General features: G+C 46.9%; 16 protein-coding genes. 6 read left to right on the forward strand and 10 right to left on the reverse strand.

Annotated elements, in window-relative coordinates; all coding sequences use genetic code 11:
• Position 1: 1 nt before the first annotated feature.
• The 3 genes from ABDW16_RS03965 to ABDW16_RS03975 all read right to left on the reverse strand — a co-directional run bounded on the left by ABDW16_RS03965 (position 2) and on the right by ABDW16_RS03975 (position 3,089).
• Positions 2-1,066, reverse strand: coding sequence for an HlyD family secretion protein (locus tag ABDW16_RS03965; protein ID WP_343667856.1), 1,065 nt, complete (start codon positions 1,064-1,066; stop codon positions 2-4).
• Between the two features lie 78 nt (positions 1,067-1,144).
• Positions 1,145-1,984: an AraC family transcriptional regulator gene (locus ABDW16_RS03970; RefSeq protein ID WP_343667857.1), complete on the reverse strand. Its 840-nt coding sequence runs from the start codon at positions 1,982-1,984 to the stop codon at positions 1,145-1,147.
• 316 nt (positions 1,985-2,300) lie between these two features.
• Complete coding sequence (locus ABDW16_RS03975; RefSeq protein ID WP_343667858.1) at positions 2,301-3,089, reverse strand: Cof-type HAD-IIB family hydrolase; 789 nt, start codon at positions 3,087-3,089, stop codon at positions 2,301-2,303.
• 204 nt (positions 3,090-3,293) lie between these two features.
• Between ABDW16_RS03975 and ABDW16_RS03980 the strand changes: the two genes are divergently transcribed.
• The gene (locus tag ABDW16_RS03980) at positions 3,294-5,606 is read left to right on the forward strand and encodes an alpha-L-rhamnosidase C-terminal domain-containing protein (RefSeq protein WP_343667860.1); all 2,313 of its coding nucleotides are present in this window, start codon (positions 3,294-3,296) and stop codon (positions 5,604-5,606) included.
• 76 nt (positions 5,607-5,682) lie between these two features.
• On the opposite strand, the gene ABDW16_RS03985 is transcribed toward ABDW16_RS03980, so the two are convergent.
• The 7 genes from ABDW16_RS03985 to ABDW16_RS04015 form a co-directional block, all read right to left on the reverse strand.
• Positions 5,683-6,018: a hypothetical protein gene (locus ABDW16_RS03985; protein WP_343667862.1), complete on the reverse strand. Its 336-nt coding sequence runs from the start codon at positions 6,016-6,018 to the stop codon at positions 5,683-5,685.
• Positions 6,019-6,335: 317 nt separating this feature from the next.
• Positions 6,336-7,862 carry a RagB/SusD family nutrient uptake outer membrane protein gene (locus ABDW16_RS03990; protein WP_343667864.1) on the reverse strand — a complete coding sequence of 509 codons (1,527 nt, stop codon included), beginning with the start codon at positions 7,860-7,862 and terminating at the stop codon, positions 6,336-6,338.
• A gap of 11 nt (positions 7,863-7,873) precedes the next feature.
• Positions 7,874-11,101 carry a TonB-dependent receptor gene (locus ABDW16_RS03995; protein ID WP_343667865.1) on the reverse strand — a complete coding sequence of 1,076 codons (3,228 nt, stop codon included), beginning with the start codon at positions 11,099-11,101 and terminating at the stop codon, positions 7,874-7,876.
• A 93-nt stretch (positions 11,102-11,194) separates the two neighbouring features.
• Positions 11,195-12,250: a FecR family protein gene (locus ABDW16_RS04000; protein WP_343667867.1), complete on the reverse strand. Its 1,056-nt coding sequence runs from the start codon at positions 12,248-12,250 to the stop codon at positions 11,195-11,197.
• Positions 12,251-12,310: 60 nt separating this feature from the next.
• Positions 12,311-12,862 carry an RNA polymerase sigma-70 factor gene (locus tag ABDW16_RS04005; RefSeq protein ID WP_343667868.1) on the reverse strand — a complete coding sequence of 184 codons (552 nt, stop codon included), beginning with the start codon at positions 12,860-12,862 and terminating at the stop codon, positions 12,311-12,313.
• Between the two features lie 147 nt (positions 12,863-13,009).
• Entirely contained in the window at positions 13,010-13,243 is a 234-nt protein-coding gene (locus tag ABDW16_RS04010) for a helix-turn-helix transcriptional regulator (RefSeq protein ID WP_343667869.1), read from the reverse strand.
• Between the two features lie 404 nt (positions 13,244-13,647).
• Positions 13,648-14,367 carry a hypothetical protein gene (locus ABDW16_RS04015; RefSeq protein ID WP_343667870.1) on the reverse strand — a complete coding sequence of 240 codons (720 nt, stop codon included), beginning with the start codon at positions 14,365-14,367 and terminating at the stop codon, positions 13,648-13,650.
• A gap of 166 nt (positions 14,368-14,533) precedes the next feature.
• On the opposite strand from ABDW16_RS04015, the gene ABDW16_RS04020 reads away from it, so the two are divergent.
• The 5 genes from ABDW16_RS04020 (at position 14,534) to ABDW16_RS04040 (ending at position 24,592) form a co-directional block, all read left to right on the forward strand.
• On the forward strand, positions 14,534-16,423 hold the full coding sequence (locus tag ABDW16_RS04020; RefSeq protein WP_343667871.1) for an alpha-L-arabinofuranosidase C-terminal domain-containing protein: 1,890 nt from the start codon (positions 14,534-14,536) through the stop codon (positions 16,421-16,423).
• A gap of 11 nt (positions 16,424-16,434) precedes the next feature.
• On the forward strand, positions 16,435-19,053 hold the full coding sequence (locus tag ABDW16_RS04025) for a glycoside hydrolase family 2 TIM barrel-domain containing protein (RefSeq protein ID WP_343667872.1): 2,619 nt from the start codon (positions 16,435-16,437) through the stop codon (positions 19,051-19,053).
• Between the two features lie 61 nt (positions 19,054-19,114).
• A complete protein-coding gene (locus ABDW16_RS04030) occupies positions 19,115-20,467 on the forward strand; it encodes an acetylxylan esterase (protein ID WP_343667874.1) in 1,353 nt (450 codons plus the stop codon).
• 52 nt (positions 20,468-20,519) lie between these two features.
• Entirely contained in the window at positions 20,520-22,655 is a 2,136-nt protein-coding gene (locus ABDW16_RS04035) for an alpha-L-rhamnosidase C-terminal domain-containing protein (protein WP_343667875.1), read from the forward strand.
• A 14-nt stretch (positions 22,656-22,669) separates the two neighbouring features.
• On the forward strand, positions 22,670-24,592 hold the full coding sequence (locus ABDW16_RS04040; protein ID WP_343667876.1) for a glycoside hydrolase family 127 protein: 1,923 nt from the start codon (positions 22,670-22,672) through the stop codon (positions 24,590-24,592).
• Positions 24,593-24,647 lie beyond the last annotated feature (55 nt).

A 24,647-nucleotide genomic window follows, 5' to 3' on the forward strand; every position in this document is an offset into this window, starting at 1 on the left:
ATCAGTTCACTTTAACTTTGACAAATACACTGAGACCAGGATACAATTGTTCCTTTACCGTTTGCGGATCCAGTTTGATCCGTACAGGAAAGCGCTGGGCGATTTTTATAAAATTGCCCGTGGCGTTGTCTGGTGGTACCAGGGCAAACCGTGCACCTGTGGCACCGCCATACGAGTCTATTGTGCCGGTAAGCTGCACGCCGTCATAAGCATCCACAGAGATATTGACCTTTTGTCCTGCTTTAATCCTGTTCATCTGCGTTTCCTTGAAGTTGGCTGTAACCCAGCATGCCCGGTGATTGATGACAGCGCAGAGTGCCTGGCCCGCATTGATGAACTGCCCCGTCTGTACATTGCGTTTGGTAACGATGCCATCAAAAGGCGCAATCACATATGCGTGGCGAAGACGTTCTTTGGCAGCGTCCAGTTCTGCCTGTTTCTGAAGAATAACATTCTGTGCCAGGGAAATTTGTTTTTCTTCAGTCAGGGCACGTGTTTTCAGGCTATAGCTGTTGCTGGCAGAGGACTGCTCCATTGCTTTGGCCTTCAGGTAAGTAGCCTGGGTGATAGCTACCTGTGTGGCAAAGTGTTCGTAGTCAGTTTGGGTAATAGCTTTAATGGCCAATAGTTGTTTGGCGCGATTAAAGTCGGTAACGGCCTTGTCGTAAGTGGCTTTGGCAGATGCGATGCCCTGTGTGTCAGACTGGGATTCAAACATCGCCGCATTCGCATTTTGAAGGCTTGCTGCTGCCATGCCCTGTGAAACAGTAACATTCAGCCGGGCGTACTCCAATTCGGCGCCAATACGGCTGGTATCTGCTTTTAGTTCGGTGGTTTCGAACACAATCAATGTATCTCCTTTTTTCACCTCCTGGTTATCCCTGAACCGGATGTCGGAAATGTACCCGGTGATGCCTGCTCTGACAGGTAGCAGATCGCCGTCCAACTGGGCGTTGTCAGTGGTTTCATAAGCCCTGGCAGCGATATAGGCATTGATACCATAGCCGAGTGCGAGGAGTGCCACCGACATCCCGATGAGCCACTTGATCCTATTGTTCTTTTCCATTTTTTGTCTTGATTTATCAATGCAAAGGACGGAAGGAAGCCAGGGCGAAACAATGAACCAATGCAGGGAAAGTCTGGATTATTTGCGGGAGTTGCTGCGAAATTGAAGTGGCGGCATGCCGGTAGTCCTGGTAAACAACCTGGTAAAATAAAAGGTATCTGTATAACCCAGCAGGTGGGAAATTTCTTTTACGGTGCTGTTGGTATAGAAAAGCATCCGTTTTGCTTCCAGCATGATTTCCTGGTGAATCCAGTAACTAACAGGATGGCCGGTGGTATCTTTTACTGCTTCGTTAAGGTAAGAGGGAGAGATGTTGAGTGCAGATGCATATTCCGAAGGGCTTTTCATATCCCGGAAGTTCACCATCAGCAAACTTCTGAATTGCCTGGTGATGAGCAGTGGCCGGAGTGGAGCATGTGCTGACAAAAGCTGATCGCGCTGGCAGGCGGCTACAAACTGACCAATGCACACTTCCAGCATAGAGGTGTCTTCAGGATATTCATCGCCCAGTTTTTCCAGCAGCAGGATGCTATCTCTCAGCAGTTTGCCTTTTGAAGCAGGCATTGCCACAGGCTGATTCCGGATAGCGAATTCAGTCAGTACAGCCCTGTGATTTTCCTTAATACGAACAGCATCCGTAGCCAGCACCCATGCCATGGAATTCACCATAGACAAACCATAATGCACCTGTCCCGGCAGCAGGCAATAGACTGCACACCCATGAATGTTCACTTCCTGAAAATCAACTACCAATCTGCTATGCCCCTCCAGCTGAAAGAACAGCAGATAGTTTTCGTCCCGGTGAGCCTGGTTCCAGTGAGAAATATGAATTGCATTGGAGAGCGAAGACATTTCAAAGTTTTTATCAGCTCTTTCCCGGAAGTGATATACTGGTATGGTGGGTTTCTGTTTCATCATGATAAAGCTACACTGACCCGCACTATTTAAATATGGACAAATCCGGGGGAAGTATGGACTAATCATGGATGTGGTCTGAAGATAGCACAACCATAAGGGTCAACCGGTCATATCCCGGTGGTAAACCGTAGATATTCCGTATCTCTATAGATACGGGATATCTACGGCTTACATACGGCTTATATACGGGATATCTACGGGTTACCTCCCTGTTTATGCACAGGAAATACCGAAGGATGGATGGCCAATCCTTTTAAATGATTCCTTTAAGAAGTGAGAAAACTACTATTGAGATTCAGGGGATGCCAGCAACAGGTTAAATATTAAAGTACATTAAAGCCTTCCAAATCCCATCATTATCAATATCATCCGTCACATAATCTGCAATTGCTTTTACATCGTCAGTGGCATTTCCCATGGCGATGCCAATACCCGTACATTTTAACATCTCGATATCATTCCCACCGTCTCCAAAAGACATGGTCTCTGATATATGAAACCCGAAGTGCTGGCAAAAAACCTCTACACCCACCCTTTTACTGATTCCTTTGGGGTTGATATCAGCAGAGTGTGGTGCCCATCGGGTAGCGATGCTATTGGGCATGACGTTATTCATAAAGTCCAGCTCGTCTTCCGGGTTTAGTAAGATATTCGCCTGCAGGATATTGGCGGTATCGGGGTTATTCCTGTCTACCAGTGGGGGTACGGGCAGGTTCAGGTAAGCATACATGTTGACAATTTCCGGCGTTGCCTCGTTAACAAAGTGGCAGTCTTCGTACATCAGTGAAAAACTCAGGGGCCGATGGCGGGTATAATTCAGTAATTGCTGAATATCCAGTGGGTCGAGTGTTTGCCTGAACAGCACACTTTTATCCCTGGCTACACAGCACCCGCCGTTAAAAGTGATGTAACCGTCAAAATCCAGGTGCTGAATATGGCTGATGGCATTGATAGAGCGGCCGGTGGCAATAAAAACCTTTATCCCTTTTTCGCGCAGGCGTTCCAGTGCGCGCATAGTTGAATCCGGGATGGTTTTCGTTTTGAAACTGATGAGTGTACCATCAATATCAAAAAAAACGGCTTTTACAGTTGTGGTATTGTCCATGAGCCTTTTTGCAGGTTGAATCGGCTAAATTAGACAAATAGTCCTTCATTTTAATGGTCCAAAACGAAAAAAAGCCGGTAGTCCAATTATATGGGGACGTTTTTGCCCTGACAACCGCCATGGCAGACGATAAGACCGGTACTATGAAAGACTGGGACACCCTTTAAATAAATCCTTGCTAAATTGATTCAGCAAATTCACGTTATGAAGTTACTTTATACCTTACTCTCCCTTACTGTACTATGCAGTAATCTCTGTTTTGGTCAGCATTCCCGTTCCTGGAACTCCCAGTGGATAGGGCTGAAAGCTCCATTTGACAATGGCAAAAGCTACGGCGTCTATTACTTCAGAAAGTCCATCGATCTGCGGGAAAAGCCGCAAAGTTTCATGATTCATGCCTCTGCCGACAACCGGTACAAGTTGTACGTAAATGGCCAGCTCGTATCCATCGGCCCTGCCAAAGGCGATTTTTACAACTGGAACTATGAAACGATCGATCTGGCACCCTACCTCACCCAGGGCAAAAACAGCATTGCCGCTATCGTATGGAACGAAGCCGAATTCCGCCCCGAATGGCAGATGACCTTAAGAACCGCATTTATTATTCAGGGCAATACACCTGCTGAAGACATCTTAAACACCAACGATAGCTGGAAGTGTGTACAGGACAAAGCATTCTCTCCGCTCTGGGGTTTCTTTGCCGCTACCAATGGCGAAATTGTTGACATGAACAAAACCATCCCCAACTGGCAGGCAAAAGACTTTGACGACAGTACCTGGCCACCCGCCGGCAACCTGTTCCAGGGCCAGTTAAAAGGCGCTGGCGATGGGTTTGGCTACATGCTCGTACCCAGTACTATCCCGGCAAGAGAGCTGACTTACCAGCCTGTCACTGTCATTCGCCAAGGGGCTGCTCTGCCGGCAACCATTCCGGCTAATACAACCACAAGCATCTTACTCGATCAGACCTACGAAACAAACGCATACCCTACCATCTGTTTCAGCGGCGGTAAAGACGCCGGCATCTCCCTTAGCTATGCCGAAGCACTCTATGACCACCAGGAACCTTACGGTTCCCACAAGAGCAATAGAAACGATGTAGCGGGCAAAGACTTTTTTGGTGTAAAAGACAGCCTTACCAGCAATGGTACCCGGGGGCAAACTTTCACCCCCTTTAACTTCCGTACTTTCCGATACATCCGGTTAACTGTACATACCAAAGATGCACCTTTGGTCATCGATAGCCTGTACGGTACTTTCACCGGTTATCCGTTTAAACAGACTGCTTTCTTCAAATCAGAAGATACTGTCATTCCAAAAATACTCGACATCGGCTGGCGCACCGCCCGCCTCAATGCCTTCGAAACTTACACCGACTGCCCATTCTACGAGCAGTTGCAATACATAGGTGATACCCGCATCCAGGCCATGATCTCTTACTACTATAGCGGCGATGACAGACTTGCCCGTCATGCCCTTGACCTGATGGATCAATCCCGGCTCCCTGAAGGCGTGACCCTCAGCCGCTATCCCAGTCATACCACACAGGTAATTTCTACTTTTTCTTTGTGGTACATTGGTATGCTACACGATTTCTTCATGTACAGGCATGACAATGATTTTATCAAAGCAAAGCTCCCCGGTGTGCGAGGTATTCTTGACTTCTTCAGCAAGTACCAGCAGGCAGACGGTTCCCTGGCCAATACCCCTTACTGGAACTTTGTAGACTGGGCTTCCGGAAAAGACTGGTTTGTAGGCGCGCCTCCCAAAGGCAGAGATGGCAGTTCCGCTATTGTAGACATGCAATTGTTATGGGCTTACCAATGGGCGGCTCAAATGGAAACCACACCTGCTAATATTGCCATGTACAATCAGAAAGCGGCGCAGTTAACCAAAACCATCAAACAGAAATATTGGGACGCGGGTAAAGGTGTATTCGCCGATACAAAAGAGAAAGATCACTTTTCCCAACACGCCAATTCACTCGCCATCCTGACGGGCCTCGTGAATAAAACAGGCATGACTGCGCTCGGCAAAAAATTACTTCAGGATACTTCGCTCACCCAGTGCTCCATCTACTTTAAATACTACCTGCACCAGGCACTGGTAAAAGCCGGCCTGGGAGATGACTATATCAACTGGCTGGGCATCTGGAAAGAAAACATTGCCATGGGCCTCACTACCTGGGCAGAATATTCCGATGTGGGGTATTCCCGTTCTGACTGTCATGCATGGGGCAGCAGCCCTAATATCGAATTTTTCAGAACCGTATTAGGCATCGATAGCGATGCCCCCGGTTTTGGCAGGATAAAAATCGAACCCCACCTGGGTACATTGAAAAATGTAAATGGCGAAATGCCCCATCCTTTTGGCAGGATCAATGTAAGCTATGTTTACAACGCTGGCCAATGGAACCTGGATGTTCGCCTGCCTGCCAATACTTTCGGCGTATTTATCTGGAAAGGGAAATCCTATGCCATCAAAGCCGGTGATAATAAAATCAGATTGCAGGTGTAAAAACGCTGCCGTCTTACGGGACAGCAGCGTTGAGATAAAAAGCTCGGCGGGGCACGTTAGTGTAAACAGGCCAACTTTACTTTGGAAGACGTGTATCAGTAGCTTTCAGCTGCGCTAATGTGTCTTCAAAAACCTTTAAGTAAATGGACTTGATGCTGATTAATTCAGCACTGCTTACGCCACGTACCTTGCCATCGCTTCCTACCCGGAGACGGGTCGCCGCCCTCAGTTTTCTGTAAAATGTGGGAATACTCCAGTCACATTCTTTACAGATTAATTCCCTGGCCTCAACGGGAATGTTGTTCACTTTCCAGAACATTTCTGCAAATGCATTTGGAAAGTTGTCATCCGCTTTTTTCTTTTCCATTTCGGGTTGATCAAGGCGGATCTGTTTTGGTCGTTTACGGTTCATAATTGACTTAAGGGTTTGATTTAATAATGTTGTTTCTAAAAAATCAAGCGGGTCTTTTTGATGGTTAATCAGGCAACACATTGTTCTTTTCAGGGTGAAAGTTCATGACTCCTTTTGAATTTTTCAATTTTAAAGAGCAGTTTTTTTTCTCCGACATGCCGGTCAGGACCCTTTGTGGTATTAAATTTCAATGTTTACAGGACTTTTAAAATGAAAAAAAGTTTTGAAATTTTTTGCGTTACAAAATGAAAAAGAGCGTATCAATATGATGAGTTTTAAAATCATATTGATACGCTCTTTTTTAACTGCTACCCGGTTTAGTTGTACCCGTTATTCTGTGTATACAGCCCTGGTGCTATATCTAACTGTGATTTAGGTACCGGGTAAATAATGTAGTCCGGTGTGAAGGGTTGAATTTTATTTTGGACGTCTTCTGACCCGATCCAGGCAGGAATTATGGAGGTGATCAACCCACTTCTTACGAGGTCATGCCATCTGGTTCCCTCCGCCGCGAACTCCTTTCTTCTCTCTTCCATCAGTTCTGGGAGGGTCACATTTGCCTTATCACCTGTTAGCCCGGCTCTTACCCTCACCTGGTTCACGATCGCGTCTATATCGGCCCCCTGTGAGCCCGCAGCGCCATGTAAAATACATTCTGCCTTCAGCAACAATACATCCGTATAGCGCAGCACGATGAAGTTGATAGACCAGTCCTGTGTCACTGTAGGCACTTTCGTGATATCTACATACTTTTTCAGGAAGGAGCGGGTCTCTACCTGTCCGTTGGTATTCGTATACCCTGTCTGGATGGTAAATGCCTTCCGGATATCGCCTGCCTCAAAACTATTCAGCAGGTCAGTCGACACCGGGCGAATGGTCAACCCACCCTGTGTGTTTTTGGAAATAGCCGAAAAATAGGTGTCAGGAACCAAAATCCCGGGGTAAGAGGCCCCGACTGAGGGAGAGGCCCCGGAAGTATAGTCGATGTTGTAAACGACCTCTTTATTGTATTCGTTGCTGTACGAAAAAATATCCGTGAATGAGGAGAGAAAACCATAGTTGCCGCTATTGATGATTTCATTGAGCTGGTCTGCTGCCTGCTGCCATTCATTCAATCCCAGTCCCGGACCTTCTATGCCATAGGTAGGAGCAGAGCGGGTCATGTATACGAGTGCTAAGATACCTTTGGCTGCATACTTTGTAGGCCGGCCCCTGTCTGCAGCGGCATAGGTATCTGCTGTAGCGGTGGTACCATTCCTGGATGGCAGGTGACCGGCAGCATATTCCAGGTCGCTGATGATGAGGTCATAGATGTCGGATACGGGGCTTCTGCCAATGGTGGCAGCTTCTGCTGCCAGTACCGTTTTGTCTATGAGGGGCACCTTGCCAAACAGTCTTACCAGGTCAAAGTAGAAGAAGGCGCGGAGAAACCTGGCCTCTGCCTGCAGGCGTGTACGTAGTATAGTGTCTGTAACGAGCGTACCCCTGTCTGCCAGGTTTTCCAATACGAGGTTCGCACGGAAAATACCATTGTAGTTAGTCACCCACGCCTCAGACATATACGCATTGGTAGAAAGATCATTGTAAAAATCATTCACGCCTTCCCAATCCCTGACCCCACCATCTGATACAGCATACAGGTTGTCAGAGCGGGTCTCAGACAGGTTGTACAATCTGTCAGGGTACTTGAGCAGGTCGTTGTAAATAGCGTTCGTTCCCTGTACAAAGTCATTTGAATTAGCGAAAAAGTTGTCTGTCGTTACGGACGAAACAGGTTGCAGATCCAGGTCGGTCTTACAGGAGGAGATGAGGAATATGGCCAGTAATATCAGTAAATTTCTCATGTGGAATGCGATTAAAAGGTGATGTTTAAACCGAGTATCAGTGATTTGGGCAGTGGCAATCCGCCATAGTCGCCGGCTTCGGGAAAGGAGGTGCTGCCACTTACATCGGTGTTGGCTGCTTCGGGGTTAAAACCGCCGTAGTACCTGTCATGGACAAAGTAGTTTTCTGCCGTGATGTATACCCGGGCTGCATTGATTTGTCTTGTCTTCAATGCTTTGCCCAGGTTATATCCCAGGGTGATACTGCGCACCCGCCAGTAGTTGGAGGAGTATAACCAGTCGGTATTAGCGATATAGGTCGTACTGGTTACTGCCTTGCTGGTGATACCATTACCCGGTTCATCGGCAGAGCGCCAGCGGTCACGCATAATGCCCAGGGTATTTTCCAGGGAGCTCATACCCACCCGGTTGATGGCCCTGCCCAGCAGGGAATAGATGGAGCCACCGCTTTGTCCCTGTACTAAAAAACCGAGGTCAAAGTTCCTGTACCGGAAAGTACTGTTGATGCCCCATATGCGGTCAGGGCTTGGTTTGCCCATGATTACACGATCGCTGCTGTTGATCACACCATCTCCATTGGCATCGTAATACTTAGGATCTCCGGCAGTTTCACTGGTATACAGCGGCACACCTTTGTCGATATCTTCCTGGCTCAGTACCCCGATTCTTTTCAGCACATAGATGCTGTAAATGGGCTCACCTACTTTCAGAATGCTATGCACGGCAGCATCACCCAGGCTGGAAGGAATCACAATTTGTGTTTGTCCATTCGGTAATGCCACCAGTTTATTTTTAGTGAGGGTGAGGTTGCCACCCAGGCTCCAGCTAAAATCTTTGGTGCTGATTACCTTCGCATTCAGTTCAAATTCCCAGCCATTGTTTCTCACTCTGCCGGCATTGCTCAGGTAGGTCTGAAAACCGGTGGTAGCAAGAATCGGCACGTTCAGCAACAGGCTGGATGTAATTTTGTTGTAATAATCGATAGCACCTGTAAGGCGGTTATTGAATAATCCAAAGTCAATACCTCCGTCGATGGTCCGGCTCTTCTCCCAGGTAAGATCGGGGTTGACGATAGAACCCTGCGTTTGCCCTGCTACCGAGGTATTGTTCAGCGAAGCATTGGCGGCAGTGAGCAATGCAATGCTGGCATAGTCACCAATGTTGTAGTTACCGGTCTCTCCATAGCTCACACGCAGTTTCAGGTTACTCAGCGATTTTATATTGTGCAGGAAAGATTCGTCTGTTACATTCCACCCTATGGAAGCCGCAGGGAATAATGCCCATTTGGTATTGGTTCCAAAACGGGATGATCCGTCGCGGCGCAAACTGGCAGACAGCAGGTATTTTCCTTTGTAAGCATATTGCGCCCTGCCAAAGAAGGAGAGGAGTTTATTCTGTGTCTCCGTACTGTTGCCTGTAATGGCTACAGCGCCATTCAGTGTAGTGATATTACTATAGTTGAAACCGCCCGATGACCTTTCCAGGTTAGCATAGAGGTAGTCACTGTTGTAAGAGAAACCTGCCAGCAACGATACATCATGTGCCTTTCCGAAATTATGATTGTAGCTAAAGGTATTCTCATTCACGAAGGTCTGGCGGCGATACTGGGTAAGGGCCCCGTACGTACCGGCATTGGGTGATGCCAGCCGGGTAGAATAAGAGGATACAGTTACCCCATTGGGCTGGTAAGTTTTGGAAGTGTTGTCCGTATTGTCAAGGTTCACCGTTGTTTTGAAATGCAGGTCTTTCACTATTTCATAATCACCATATACACTGGTCAGTGTCCTGAATCGTTTGGTAGCGCCTATAAAATACAGCAGCTTTGCAACGGGGCTGTTATTTGAAACTGACCATGGGTAACGGTCGTAGGTAAATACGTTTACATTTTCTGCATCGTATAGTTGTACTGGCGAAGCAGATACCAGCTGGTGCAGGATATTGTCTTTACCTTCTACGCCGGGATCATTGGTGATGGAGTAAGAAGGATTGATGTTTAATCCCAGTTTCAATTTGTCGTTGGCCTTTACCTCGAAGTTGGCTCTTACAGAATACAGCGTGTAATCTGTCTTTCTAACCAATCCGTCTGTTTTTGTATAGTTACCTGACAGGAAATAATTCAGTACGTTCGTACCACCCCGGGCAGACAACTGATAGTTCTGTAACGCTGCCTGCCTGAAGGCTTCGTCTTGCCAGTCGATGAATTTAAGCCCGCCATAACCAGGTTGCGTCCAGCGGTCATCTGTCATGTAGTTGATGTCAATACCACCTGCAGGTAAGCCCAGCAATGTTCTTCTCTCATCATTACTTTGCGTTGCCGTTCTGTTGGCACCGGAGTTAACCCATTGTTGATTGATCATCTCAGTAGCCCTGTCTATCCACTCTTTGCCACTGAGCACATCCAGTTTTTTAACAGCTTTGGAGTAACCTGCATTGGCATTGAAACTGATCTCTGCCTTACCGGTTTTACCTCTCTTAGTAGTGATGAGCACCACTCCATTGCCACCCCTGGAACCATAGATGGCAGCGGAGGCGGCATCTTTTAATACCTGTATAGATTCGATGTCATCAGGGTTGATATTATCCAGTGGGTTACCGCTGCCAAAACTGCCTGCAGAACCGGGGGCGGCAGTAGACAGGGGAAAACCATCAATGACATACAGGGGTTCATTGCCGGCAGAGATAGATGCGGCTCCTCTTACCTGCACGCTAAAAGCCTTGCCGGGTGTGCCTGTAGTTTGTTTCACCGCTACACCTGCCATCTGGCCGATGAGTGCCTGGTCTACCCGGGTCACGGGTCGTTGTTCCAGGTTCTCAGTATTGAGCGAAGCTACAGCACCTGTCAGGTTGGATTTACGTTGGGTACCATAGCCTACTACTATCACCTGGTCCAGCGAGCCCACAGCTGCTTTCAGCGATACATCCAGCGTAAAGGTAGTACCGGGTCTGAGCTGATACCCTGAATAGGTTTTAGGCTCAAATCCAATACTGGTAATGGAAAAGAGATAAGGACCACCGGCAGGTACCCGCATACTGAATATACCGGCAGTGTCGGTTTTGGCACCAGTCGTGAAATTGTTTTGTGTGTTGCGGATCATGACAGTGGCGCCTGGCACGGGGTGATTATCTTCACTGTGTACAATCCCTTTTACGTCGCTCATTTTAGTTTGTGCAAAGGTCCATAAGGGCAGGAAGATCAGGGCTATCATGGAAGCCCGGGTCCAGGGTTGCTTACATTTCATACAGCTTTGTAGTTTTATCAGGAAACAACAGCCCTGTTATCAATCGATATGACTGATAAGATGGGCTATACGTGGAAAATATGTACGTGGGTTTTATTTTTTAATTATCATCACACTATCATTGTCGGTAATCTTAAGGTTGTTCAACTTAGCAATTCGTTGCAAGATCGATGCAAGCGATTCAGTTCTTTCATATCTGGCTGTGAAATAGATATTCTTTATATCGGCGCTGTTATAAATAATCTTTACTTTATAGAGTGCTTCGAGTTGGTTCAGCACTTCTTCCAGCGATTGGTTGTTGAACATGTACCAGTTGTTCTCTTCGCCACTGGCAATGTATGGGTCTTCAGCAGGATGCTTATCTCCCGTCACGGAAGATACGTTCTGCAGGAAGGAGCGTACGATGATCTGGTTGCCATAAATAAATTCCTGACCGGGAGAGAGGTATACTTTGTTCTTCATTCTCCTGGTGTTGGAAGAAGTGATCATCACCTTGCCGGTGTACAACCTGACCGTGATATCATGAAATGTATTTACTTCGAAACCCGTTCCCAATACTGTAGTAGAGATATCTCCACTGATCACTGTAAATGGATGTTGGTGGTCGCTGGCTACCTGAAAAAATGCCTTCCCCGATATACTAACCGCACGGTTGTCTGTGAATGGCTCCCGCCAGGTGAGCGCACTCTGATCGGCCAGCAGTATGCTGGTACCATCCGCCATGGTCAGTTTCTTTTCTTTGCCGGTGGTGTTCACTTCGTGGTGCAGGCTGTCATGCGGCACACTTTGCGCTGTGTTTACTGCTGCGATATGAGTATGGGGCCGCTTGTACAGCCACTGCCAGCTGGCAATGACAAGCAGGCCGATGGCGGCGGCAGCGGCCAGCATAGCGATCGGTTTTTTAGATGACACCTGTTTTGCGCCTGACTGTCTGAATTGCGCCCATTTTTCGTCCATGTTCATTTCATCCAGCACATAATCCAGGGTCTGCCGGGCATCGGCCAGTTGCCATGCCTGGCGCAGTGTATCGAGGTATTGGCGGTTTTCTTCGCTAAGTGCCAGCCAGCGCTCGACGAGGGCTTGTTCGGAGGCCGGGGCCTCATTTGCCAGGTACCTGGTCAGGAGTTCATCGTTGATTGTATTTTCCATGCGCTCGGGTATTAATACAAGTGAAAACAATTTTACCCCTACAAGGGGAGAATAAATTTTTTAGCGGATGAAGGCCGCGAGTTTCTTCCTGAGTTTAAGCAGCGCCCGGCTCATCTGTGTTTCTACCGTCTTGATCGATAAATTCAGGCGTGTGGCGATCTCTGTGTATTTGAGACCGTCGTGGCGGTTGAGCTCAAATATTTTTCGCATCTGGTCGGGCAGTTCTGCAATAGCGACATCGATCGCATCGCGGAGTTGCTTGAGGTCGAGATCGTCGGTGGGAGACAAAGGCGTGGGTGCATTGAGCTGGTATTGGGTGTACTGATCTTGTACCTTTTGGTGTTTAAGGGTATTAAGGCATTGGTTGTTAACTATTTTGAAGAGATATGCTTTGGCAGAAAGGGTAGGGGTCAGGGTATAGCGGGCTTCCCATAGTTTGGAGAAGGAGGTATTCACGATGTCTTCGGCGAGGTGAATGTCGAAGTTATATTTGAGTTTGCAGTATACGCACAACTGGGGATAGAGTGCTTTGAAGAAGATTTCAAAGTTGGATTCCAGGCGGAGATCATGGAATGAAAGGTTTTGCTGGCGGCTTTCGGGTAGTAAAGTCATATCATTACGTGGCTGATCAAATGTAATAAAAAGCTGAGTGAAAAGCGAAACCCCACCGTTGTCAGTGACAGCAGTGGGGTTTCAGGGGTGTGGTGTGAGCGGTAGGGGCAAAAGGCTTAATAATATATAGTTTTGTCAGCCAGACAATTATTTTTCATTCCTCCTGATGGGATAAAATTCATTCAGCTCTACTTCGAGTGCGGAGGCTAATTTAATGAGGGTAGTCGCAGCGGGATTTTTCATGCCATTTTCTATTTTCGAAATATCTCCGGCATGTACACCGGAAGAAACTTCGAGATCCAGCTGGGTCATTCTTCTCTGCTTACGAATTGCTTTGATCTTTCCGCCGAGCTCTTTTAATATTACTTTTAGTTCAGACATTCCGGATGAAAAATGGTCACATTTTGGAGAATAAAAAGTTGTCGATCGACTACTTTCATAAAAAAAACCTAAACGCTTGCAGGCTGTGAGCAAGCCACCCGCGCAGTTAGGGGTAACCCGGGGTGCGGAGTACTCCTAACTGACACAGGTGAGGTGATGGCATGGCTATAACACCTGCACAAAGTGTGTGCTGTTTTGTTGTTTAGAAACAATGCATGCTGATCATCCGTTGCGTTGGCATGGATACAGCTCAGAAACGAGTTGGCTACTGAGATGTTGAATAGTTCATGTTGAATCAGATTTCCTGGTTACCTTGAGATATACAGCCTGAGGGTGCTGTGTCTTTTTTGCGTATAGTACCTGTTCCCCGGTCGTTTGTTTGTATTTCCTGTCCCCGTTGTTGTTTATGTAAAACTCGTTTCAATTCCTGTCAGGTGTTCCAGCAGCCACTTCCCTGCTTTTGCCGTTTCCTCTTCGGTAACGGTTTTACCTGCAGCCAGTTTGAGGCCCCAGGGCTTGCCGTCGTGCACGAAGAGTGGCGGACTTGCTACTACTTCCCATATGGCGTATCCCAGTCTTTTGGACCGGATCAGCAGCCGCATGTCGGCAGTGAGGTAATACAATTCATCCGGCACAGGCTCCAGGATTGCATTCCTGGAATCGCCTTTTTTTGTGTGCGGATGATTGGTTGCTACTACTACTGAGCCTACCTGGTGCTGGGGTTTATAGTAGTAGTTTTTTTTCGCAGATTTACCAGTGGGTGTTTCGTCACCGGAATACCTGAGTTGTTCTTCAAAGAGGGAAAAGAAGAGCCGTTGCAGCTGATGAATGTAGTAGATGTAAGCAGAAGTCAGGACTTCATCTACACCTACAAACCATTTTCCTCCCATGCCAGGCTTCAGCCAAAACTTGTTGCCAAGAGAGGTAGGACGGAGAACTGTGCCGGTGCTGACATCCATAGTGGAGAAGCGGAAAAGCGACAGTTCAGCACGTTCGATCAATATTGGTTCCAGCGTATCGATTACCTGCAGGATGTTTGGCAAATCCGTACCTTTTATCCTGATCTTTTTTCCCTGTTGCAGGAAGTATGCACCTTCAAAAATTTGTTCTATTTCTACTTGCACAAAACTAAATAATTTAGCTCAAAATACTAAAAATATTAGCAAATAAATTTAGGTTTTTTGAGGCGATTAGTTAGCTGAAAAGTAGCCGGTATTTAAAAAGAAAATGATATTTAAAGATTTTTATACTCATTGTTGTATATTGATGCTATCGTATATTACAATTTATATGCAACGTTCATTATTTACATTTATCATCGCCCTTTATTCCACGGCTACCTTTGCTCAACGACAAAAGGCTATCAGCCCTGATCTGTTTGGTATCTTCTTTGAAGACATCAGTTATGCTGCTGATGGAGGATTATATGCAGAACTTATCCAGAACCGCTCCTTCGAATATACCGGATCGGACCACAGGGGATGGAACCCAATGACCGCATGGGAGTATACACCCAGGGGATTTGCTTACGGCAAAATATCGCTGGAAACAAAGTCGCCACTCAATGAAAACAATCCGCATTATATAGTGCTGGATATACAGGATGCAGGCCGGGAAGGGCTTGGACTAACTAACTACGGTTTTAACGGCATCCCCGTAAAAGAAGGTGAACAATACGACTTATCGCTCTTTGCAAAACAACTGGCTGGCAATGCCATGCCTGTCACCGTGAGCCTTCGCAATAAAAAGGGAGACATTTACGGCGAAACCACTTTCGATATAAAAGATAAAAACTGGCAGCAATATGCCGGCCGTATCACGGTGAATAAAAGTGATGACAGCGCCTGCCTGGTGATTATCGCAAAAGGTATTGGCAAACTGGCGCTGGACCAGGTATCGCTTTTTCCAACAAAGACATTTAAGAACAGGCAAAACGGGATGAGAGCAGATCTGGCACAGGCAATCGCTGATCTGCATCCACGGTTTATGCGCTTTCCCGGCGGATGCCTGGTACATGGAGACGGCATCGCCAACATTTACAACTGGAAAAATACCATTGGTCCATTAGAGGCGCGCATTGACCAGCGCAACATCTGGAACTACCACCAGTCAGTAGGACTGGGCTACTTTGAATATTTCCAATTTTGTGAAGATATCGGTGCCAAGCCCGTACCTATCTTAGCTGCGGCTGTAAGTTGCCAGAATTCCGGTGGTACCTGGGTAATTGGCGGTACAGGGCAGAAAGGAATACCTATGCAGGATATGCAGGCTTATATCCAGGATGTACTGGACCTGGTAGAATATGCAAATGGTCCCGCTACTTCTGCCTGGGGTGCCAAACGTGCGGCTGCCGGTCATCCGGAGCCATTCCACCTGGAATACCTGGGCATTGGCAACGAAGATAAAATGACCCCTGAATTTGAAGCGCGCTTCACCATGATTTATAATGCCGTGAAAGCAAAGCATCCGGAAATTACAGTGATCGGTACAGCAGGTCCTTTTCCTGAAGGAGAAGACTATGAAAAAGGATGGAATATTGTGAATAAACTGAAAGTGCCGGTAGTAGATGAACACTACTACATGGACCCTGAATGGTTCCTGAAGAATAACCTGCGCTACGATAAGTACGATAGGAAGAAAGCAAAAGTGTATATCGGGGAATATGCTTCCAAAGGAAATAAGTTTATCAACGCCATCTCTGAAGCGGCATACATGACCAGCCTGGAAAGAAACGGCGATGTGGTTCACATGGCTTCGTATGCACCGCTGCTGGCAAAGAAAGGAAATACCAACTGGAATCCCGACCTGATTTACTTTGATAACACAGGTGTATATCCAACTGTAAATTACTATGTACAACAGCTGTTTTCCATGAATACAGGAGATGTATATATCAGTGACGTGGTGACCTTTGACCGTAAGAAAGATTCTACACTGGCTGCATCCTGCGTAAAGGATACGAAGACCGGAGATCTCATTGTGAAGATGGTAAATGCCGGAGGTACGGATGCCAAAGTAAACATCAACCTGAAAGCATTGGGCGCATTGCAACCACAGGCACAGGTAACTGTGTTCAAAGAAGACAGGGGCGTACCTGTGACCATTGAAACAGGGTTAACGAAAGGGAGTCTCACGCTGGATGCATTGAGTATGCAGGTGATACGGCTTCACCGGAAATAGTTGAAAAGCTTATGAAGAAGACCTTTTTGACCCTCTGTATTGTTTTAACAGGCGTATATTGCCTGTATGCCCAGGAAACCGAAATCCAGTATCTATCAGGTACCAATTGGGACTTTTATTGCACTGCAGGTGCAAATTCCGGCAAGTGGACGACGATACCTGTACCCGCCTGCTGGGAACTACAGGGATTTGGAAAATATGATTATGGCTTTGCAAAAGATAGCGTCAGGGGAAAAGAAAGTGGCTGCTACAAGTATGCTTTTCATGTACCCAGGGGTTGGAAAGGCAAACAGATCAATATCGTTTTTGAGGGTGTCATGACAGATGCGGCCGTCAGAATAAATGGTAAATCAGCAGGTGCAATGCACCAGGGTGCCTTCTATGCTTTTAAATATGACATTACGCATTTATTAAAAAGCGGCAGCAACCTGCTGGAAGTAAAAGTAGATAAACAGAGTGCCAACAGATCTGTCAATGCGGCCGAAAGGCAAGGCGACTTCTGGATTTTTGGCGGCATCTTCCGGCCTGTATACCTCGAAGCACTGCCTGCTGAACATATAGAACAGGTTGTTATCAACGCCAATGCAGACGGACATTTCACAGCACAGGTAAAAGCTCCCGGAGAAGTGACAATGCAATTGTACGATGCAAATGGGAAAAAGATCGGTACACCCTTGCATCACCTGGATACCATTTATCATGATATTCAACCCTGGTCTGCCGAGTTCCCGAATTTATATACCGCAGTATTCACACTAAAAACGCACATCGTGCGGCAGCGTTTCGGTTTCCGTACAGTAGAGGTACGGCCCAGGGACGGCGTCTATATCAATGGTGCCAAAATAAAATTCAAAGGTGTAAACAGGCATTCCTTTACACCCGAAACAGGTAGAACAACTACCAAGCAGGTGAGCATAGATGACGTACTCCTGATGAAAGAAATGAACATGAATGCAGTTCGCATGTCTCATTACCCGCCGGATGCACATTTCCTGGATGTATGTGATTCACTGGGCATGTACGTGATAGATGAGCTGGCCGGATGGCATGGCCATTACGATACACCTACCGGCACCAAACTGGTAAAAGAAATGATCACCCACGATGTGAACCATCCCAGCATCATCTTCTGGGCCAATGGCAACGAAGGTGGTCACAATTTAGAATTAGATCACCTCTTTCCCGAACAGGATCTGCAGCGGCGCCCTGTATTACACCCCTGGTTATTATTCAGTGGCATTGAAACCCAACATTACCGGGAATACAATTATGGCATCGGCAATTATGAAAATGGCAGGGACATTGTCATGCCTACCGAATTCCTGCATGGACAATTCGATGGTGGTCATGGTGCAGGACTGGAAGACTATTGGGAAAAAATGTGGCGCAATCCTTTGAGCGCCGGCGGCTTCCTGTGGGATTTTGCAGATGAAGGCGTAGTCCGTCATGATTTAAATGATTCAATCGATACAGATCATTTCAGGGGGGCCGATGGCATAGTAGGCCCACATCACGAAAAGGAAGGAAGTTTTTATACCGTCAAAGAAGTATGGAGCCCGATTCACCTGGATGCCAATATGCATGTTGAAAACAGGTACCATTTTACCAATACTGACCAGTGTACTTTTAGCTATAAACTGGGAGCTGACAGCGGACAGATTGCTGCACCACATATTGCTCCGGGACAGAACGGGGATCTTCACCTCAGGCTGCCTGCCAACTGGAAAGACTACGATGTACTATATATCACCGCAAAAGACCCTTATCACAGGGAGTTGTTTACATGGAGCTTCCCAATAACCACACCTGCTGCCACCGCGCAAAAGCTATTAGACACCTCCGGCAGCACAAAACCTGTAGTTAAAGAAACCGACTCCCTGTGGCAGGTTACGGCCAATAAGATCCAACTCGCTTTCAATAAATATACCGGCCTGCTGGAAGGGGTACCTCTACACCACGGCCCCATATTGCAGGAAGGCGAAAACAACTTCAGCGGATTTAGTTATGCTTACGAGGGAAACAACCTGGTCATCCGTAGCTCCTTTGACCGGCAAAAAAGTTATAATACCCTGCAATGGACCATTTATCCATCCGGAATAGTCAGGCTGCATGTCAACTATTTCCCGGGGGCTTATTTTACCTCGTTTACAGGGCTAAATTTCTCTTTCCCTGAAAAAGACATCCTCGGAGTCGATTATATGGGGAACGGGCCGTACAGGGTCTGGAAAAACCGTTTAAAGGGTACCCGTTTCGGTATCTGGCATAAAGATTATAACGATACAGAAACAGGGGAGCGGTGGAACTACCCGGAGTTCAAAGGTTACTACTCACAATTGTACTGGTGCAAATTCATTACCCGTGGCAAACCTTTCACCGTATACACCACCACAGAAGACGTTTTTCTCCGCCTGTTCACCCCGGCATGGAAAACGGATCAGTGGCATAATTATGAACCGATCTTCCCGAACGGCGATATCTCTTTTATGCAGGGCATCAGTGCCATTGGCACCAAGACCCAGCGTAGTGAAACCACCGGCCCGATGGGCATGAAAAATATCTTTTACGACTATGAAAAAGATCCGGCGCGGGCATTACAACTTACCCTGTATTTTGATTTCTCAGGCAAATAAAATATATTTGTTTGATTGACACTTAATTCCACCGTTGTGACCACGTTATTAATGTTTTCCCATGATAAGATTGTTATTCTGCCTGTTGCTGGTACAGTGTGCCTACGCACAGCAAAACTCCGACAGCGGATATAAGAAACCATTGCAGGATGTACTGGTGGATATCCAGCATCGCTATGGCATTAAAATCCGGTACACAGCAACAGAGGTAGCAGGCAGGTGGGTGACTTATGCTGACTGGCGTTATCGCCCGGATGCCGAAGCAACACTTGAGCATGTGCTGGCACCACTCGATCTGAAAGTAAGAAAGGAAAAAGACAAGCAATACCGCCTCACCAGTTTTGAATACTACCGCTGGCCAGTAGCCGATGGTTGGGCAGAGCTGGATAGAATTGCTGCGCAATATCATAATGCACAGGAGTGGGAGCGCCGAAAAGCGGAACTGAAACCCTGTATCCTGCAGGCATTACAATTGTCTCCTTTACCACCCAAACCTGCATCTGCCCCCATCATTACTGCAGAGAGAAAATTTGACGGATATACAGTACGCAACATCGCTATAGAAATATTGCCTGGTGTATATATTAACGGGTCGCTCTATGCACCTGCCAAAAGTAAAGGAAAGATACCCGTCATCCTCAATCCCGACGGGCATTGGAAAGATCAGCGATACAGGCCCGATTGCCAATACCGCTGTGCCACCCTGGCCCGTATGGGAGCCATGGCCTTCAGTTACGATTTATTTGCCTGGGGCGAGTCGCAACTGCAATTTGAAGAAGCCGATCACCGCCGCAGTTTAGCCATGAGTGTACAGGCCCTCGGCACCATCAGGATCCTCGATTATTTATTGTCTCTTAAAAATGCAGATACCAGCAGGGTAGGCATCACCGGTGGTTCAGGCGCCGGTAGTCATACGGTATTGATGACAGCCATTGATGACCGTATCAAAGTGAGCGCACCTGTAGTGGCCATCAGTTCTTATTTCTATGGTGGCTGTCCCTGTGAAAGCGGTATGCCCATTCATGGTTGTGGCAACAGAACCGATAATGTAGAAATAGCTGCGATGGCAGCACCCAGGCCACAGTTGTTAGTCAGCGATGGCGGCGACTGGACAGATAAAATGCCTGAACACGATTTCCCTTACCTGCAAAAGATTTATGGTTACTACGACCAGGCCGGCAAGGTATCGAATGTACACCTGCCTGCAGAAGGCCATGACTTTGGTATCAACAAGCGCAAGGCAGTATATGCATTCATGGCTCAATATCTCCATCTTACTGCTGCGAACGAAACCGGCGTCACGATTGAACAACCCGCTGCGATGTACGTGTTCGGCGAAAAAGGAGAAAAACTCCCCCCTCATGCCATTCACGGATTCGCAGAACTTGAAAGACTATGGAATGTGCCACGTTAAGACACTTATTACTGACCACTACATTGTGCAGTTATGCAATCACTTATAGTATATGAAACAATTGCTCATCCTTTGTTGTCTCTGTTTCCTGTCTGCCGCCACACTGGCACAGGCTACCTGGATCTGGTATCCGGGAGATTATGAAATATGGTTAAGCAACCGTATGCAGAACAGGCGTACCGATAGGGGCACGTTTTTCCCTGTCTTCTGGAAAATGGATAGTCATTATCCCTTAATGGATTTTCATAAAGATGTTACGCTTTCCGAACCGGAACAGGTACGCATTTATGCAGAAGGTACTTACAATGTAAAGTTGGACGGGCAGCCGTTTGAAGGCACACCTACAGTAATAACTATCCCTGCCGGTAAGCACCGGATCAATGTAAAAGTATTTAGCCAGGCTACGGTTCCTGCCATCTACATACAAGGTAATAAGATCATCTCCGACAGTAGCTGGCTTGTAACTTATGAAGATAAAGAATGGATTGACGAAACAGGGAAGACCTCCGACATTACTGCCACCAAATGGTTACATGCTGGTAGCTGGAATTTCAATGACCCTGCAATATTGCCTTCTGCATTTACATTGCCTGTAAAACCAATGGCCGCTGTAAAAACCGAAAACGGGCTCATAGATTTTGGAAAAGAAACCTTTGGCTATGTAAAACTCAATGGCATAAAAGGCAAAGGTAAAATCACACTCTACTACGGCGAAAGCAAAGAAGAAGCGATGAGTGACAAAGGCGCTGTAAATGTAGACTGGCTTACATTTGATAAAGCGGTAAGCCAGGATAGTACCCTGCCTGCATCCAAAGCATTCCGCTATGTACGCATGGTTACAGCAGGAGATATTCATATAGACAATGTATCCATGCTCTATGAATATGCAGACGTCAATGAGCCAGGTAGTTTCAGATGTTCTGATGATGAACTCAACCAGATCTATGATGTAGCAAAGTATACCTTTCACCTCAATACCCGTGAATTCTTTATTGACGGCATTAAAAGAGATCGCTGGGTATGGAGTGGCGATGCTTACCAGAGTTACCTTATGAACTACTATCTCTTCTTTGATAAAGGTACTGTGCTCAGAACCATATATGCATTGAGAGGAAAAGATCCGGTGACCAGTCATATCAACACCATTATGGATTACACCTTCTACTGGTTCCTTGGTGTATATGATTATTACATGTATACAGGCGATCGCACCTTCATAAAAGAGATCTATCCCCGTATGCAGCCACTCATGGACTATTGTCTTGGCAGAAGAGATAAAGATGGATTGATGGAAGGACAGGTTGGCGACTGGATATTTATTGACTGGGCAGATGGCCTGAGCAAAAAAGGACCGCTCAGTTTCGAGCAGTTACTGTTTTGTCGTAGTCTCGAAACCATGAGCCTCTGTGCAGATATTGCCGGCAACCAACCCGACGCCGAAAAATACAGGTTGTTAGCCGCCGACCTGAAGGCCAAACTCTTCCGCATTTACTGGAATGATCAGAAACAGGCTTTAGTACACAGCACCGTGAATGACGACGTGACCCGCTATGCAAACATGTTCGCCATCTTCTTTGATTATTTCAACGCACAGCAAAAAGAAGCCGTCAAACATACTGTATTACTAAATGACAGCATTCAGCATATCACCACACCCTATATGCGCTTTTATGAACTGGAAGCTTTATGTGCCATGCACGAGCAATCCTATGTTTTAAAAGAAATAAAAAACTATTGGGGTGGTATGCTCAGACTCGGCGCTACTACGTTCTGGGAAGAATATGACCCACATGAGTCCGGGCCTGCACACTATGCCATGTATGGCCGTGAATTTGGCAAAAGCCTTTGCCATGCATGGGGAGCCAGTCCCATCTACTTACTCGGTAAGTATTACCTGGGTGTAAAACCTACAGCACCCGGTTATGCTACCTATGTAGTGGAACCTGCATTGGGTGGATTGCAATGGATGGAGGGTACTGTACCCACACCAGCAGGGAATATCAGTTTGCACGTCAGTACCAAAGAAATGAAGATTACTACTGCCGGTGGCAATGGTATTCTTCGCTTTGGCAGCAGCACCAGGCCTACATGCACAACCGGCACTATCCAACAAACTAAAGACAACTGGTATGAGCTGAGCTTATCACCGGGCAGCACTTATGTGATCAACTATCAATCTGTAAAATGATGCGGTATTTAATAATGGTTCTGTTCATCAGTCTGAATGTAGCAGCACAAAGCCCTTATGCAAAATTGCACCCCGTAGATGCAGGTGCTGTGCAATGGACTTCCGGCTTCTGGGCAGATCGTTTCTCCGTGTGTAAAAACACAATGGTACCCCAGCTTTGGGCTACCTATCACGATCCACAGCTCTGCCATTCGTACAGGAACTTTGAGATTGCTGCCGGCCTTGACACTGGTCATTTCGTAGGCCCCTCTTTTCATGATGGAGATTTCTATAAAACACTGGAAGCAGTAGCTGCTATGTACGCAGGCACCAAAGATCCATTATTAGACAAAATGATGGATACCGCCATCGCCGTCATCGCGAAGGCGCAAAGGCCAGATGGTTATATCTATACAAAAGCCATCATTGAAGGCAAAGGCAAGTTTGATGATAAACTCAGTTTTGAATCTTACAACTTTGGCCATCTCATGACGGCTGCCTGTGTGCATTACCGCGCTACAGGCAAAACGAGCCTGTTAACGGTAGCAGAGAAAGCAGCAGATTTTCTCGATGCCGCTGCTACCACCACCACGCCTGCAGTGTGTCCATCTCATTATATGGGATTGATAGACCTTTACAGAACTACCGGCAATCAAAAATACCTGGCCCTGGCTGAAAGACTAATCGACCTCAGGGGCAAAACTGCCGGCACAGACGATAACTCAGACAGGGTGGCTTTTCGCCGGATGCAACGGGTAGCAGGCCATGCCGTAAGGGCCAATTACCTCTTTGCAGGGGCAGCAGATCTGTATGCAGAAACCGGTGATAGCAGTTTACTCAACACACTCGACCGGATGTGGGTAGATGTGACCGATCGTAAGATGTACGTCACCGGCGGCTGTGGTGCCCTCTACGATGGGGTATCTGTAGATGGGATCTCCTACAATCCCGATACTGTACAAAAGGTTCACCAGGCCTATGGCCGCAACTACCAGCTACCTAACCTGTCAGCACACAACGAAACCTGTGCCAACATTGGCAATATGCTCTGGAATCGCCGCATGCTGGAACTTACCGGCGATGCAAAGTATGCAGACGTAGTGGAACTGGCTTTATACAACAGTGTACTAAGTGGCGTAAGCCTGGATGGGACCAGCTTCTTTTATACGAACCCGCTGGCTGCGTCTGCTGACTATCCCTACACCTTACGCTGGGCAGGCGGGAGACAACCTTACATTGCATTATCCAATTGCTGTCCGCCAAATGTGGTACGCACAATCGCCGAAGTCAGCGGCTATATGTACAGCATAGGAGCAGATGGTTTATATGTAGACCTATATGGAGGCAATACATTGGATACAAAAGATATCCGCATTACACAAACAACCGATTACCCCTGGGATGGCCGTATCAACATCGCTGTGGAAAAAGCACCAGCCAGTAGTTACGGCATTCACCTCCGCATTCCCGGCTGGTGCAAAAAGGCCCGTCTCACAATCAATGACAAACCGCTGAACCAGGAAATTGCTGCCGGCGCCTATCTGCACATCAGCCGTAAATGGAAACCCGGAGACAAGATCTCCCTGGTACTCGATATGCCTGCCACCCTCATAGCTGCCAATCCATTGGTAGAAGAATGCAAAAACCAGGTAGCTTTAAAAAAAGGTCCACTCGTTTATTGCCTGGAGTCTACAGACCTGGCACCGGGGCAAACAATTGCCGACATCACAGTACCCGCTAAAACCATCTGGCAGCCTAAGCCGATGAAGATAGGTAATGAAGAAGTGATAGCCCTGCAAGGCATTGCTCATTTGCAACAACAACAGCAATGGTACAATACCTTGTACCAGGAATTAAATAATAACTCCAAACCAATTATAATAAAGTTGATACCTTATTTCGCCTGGGCAAACAGGGGAAAGAGTGATATGAGTGTATGGCTACCCCTGGCGCGATAGTAACAGGCATGCTAATTGGACGGGAAAATAGCATTCCACATGAAAAAAAGCAGTT

This window comes from Chitinophaga sp., from assembly GCF_039596135.1.
Lineage (GTDB): Bacteria > Bacteroidota > Bacteroidia > Chitinophagales > Chitinophagaceae > Chitinophaga.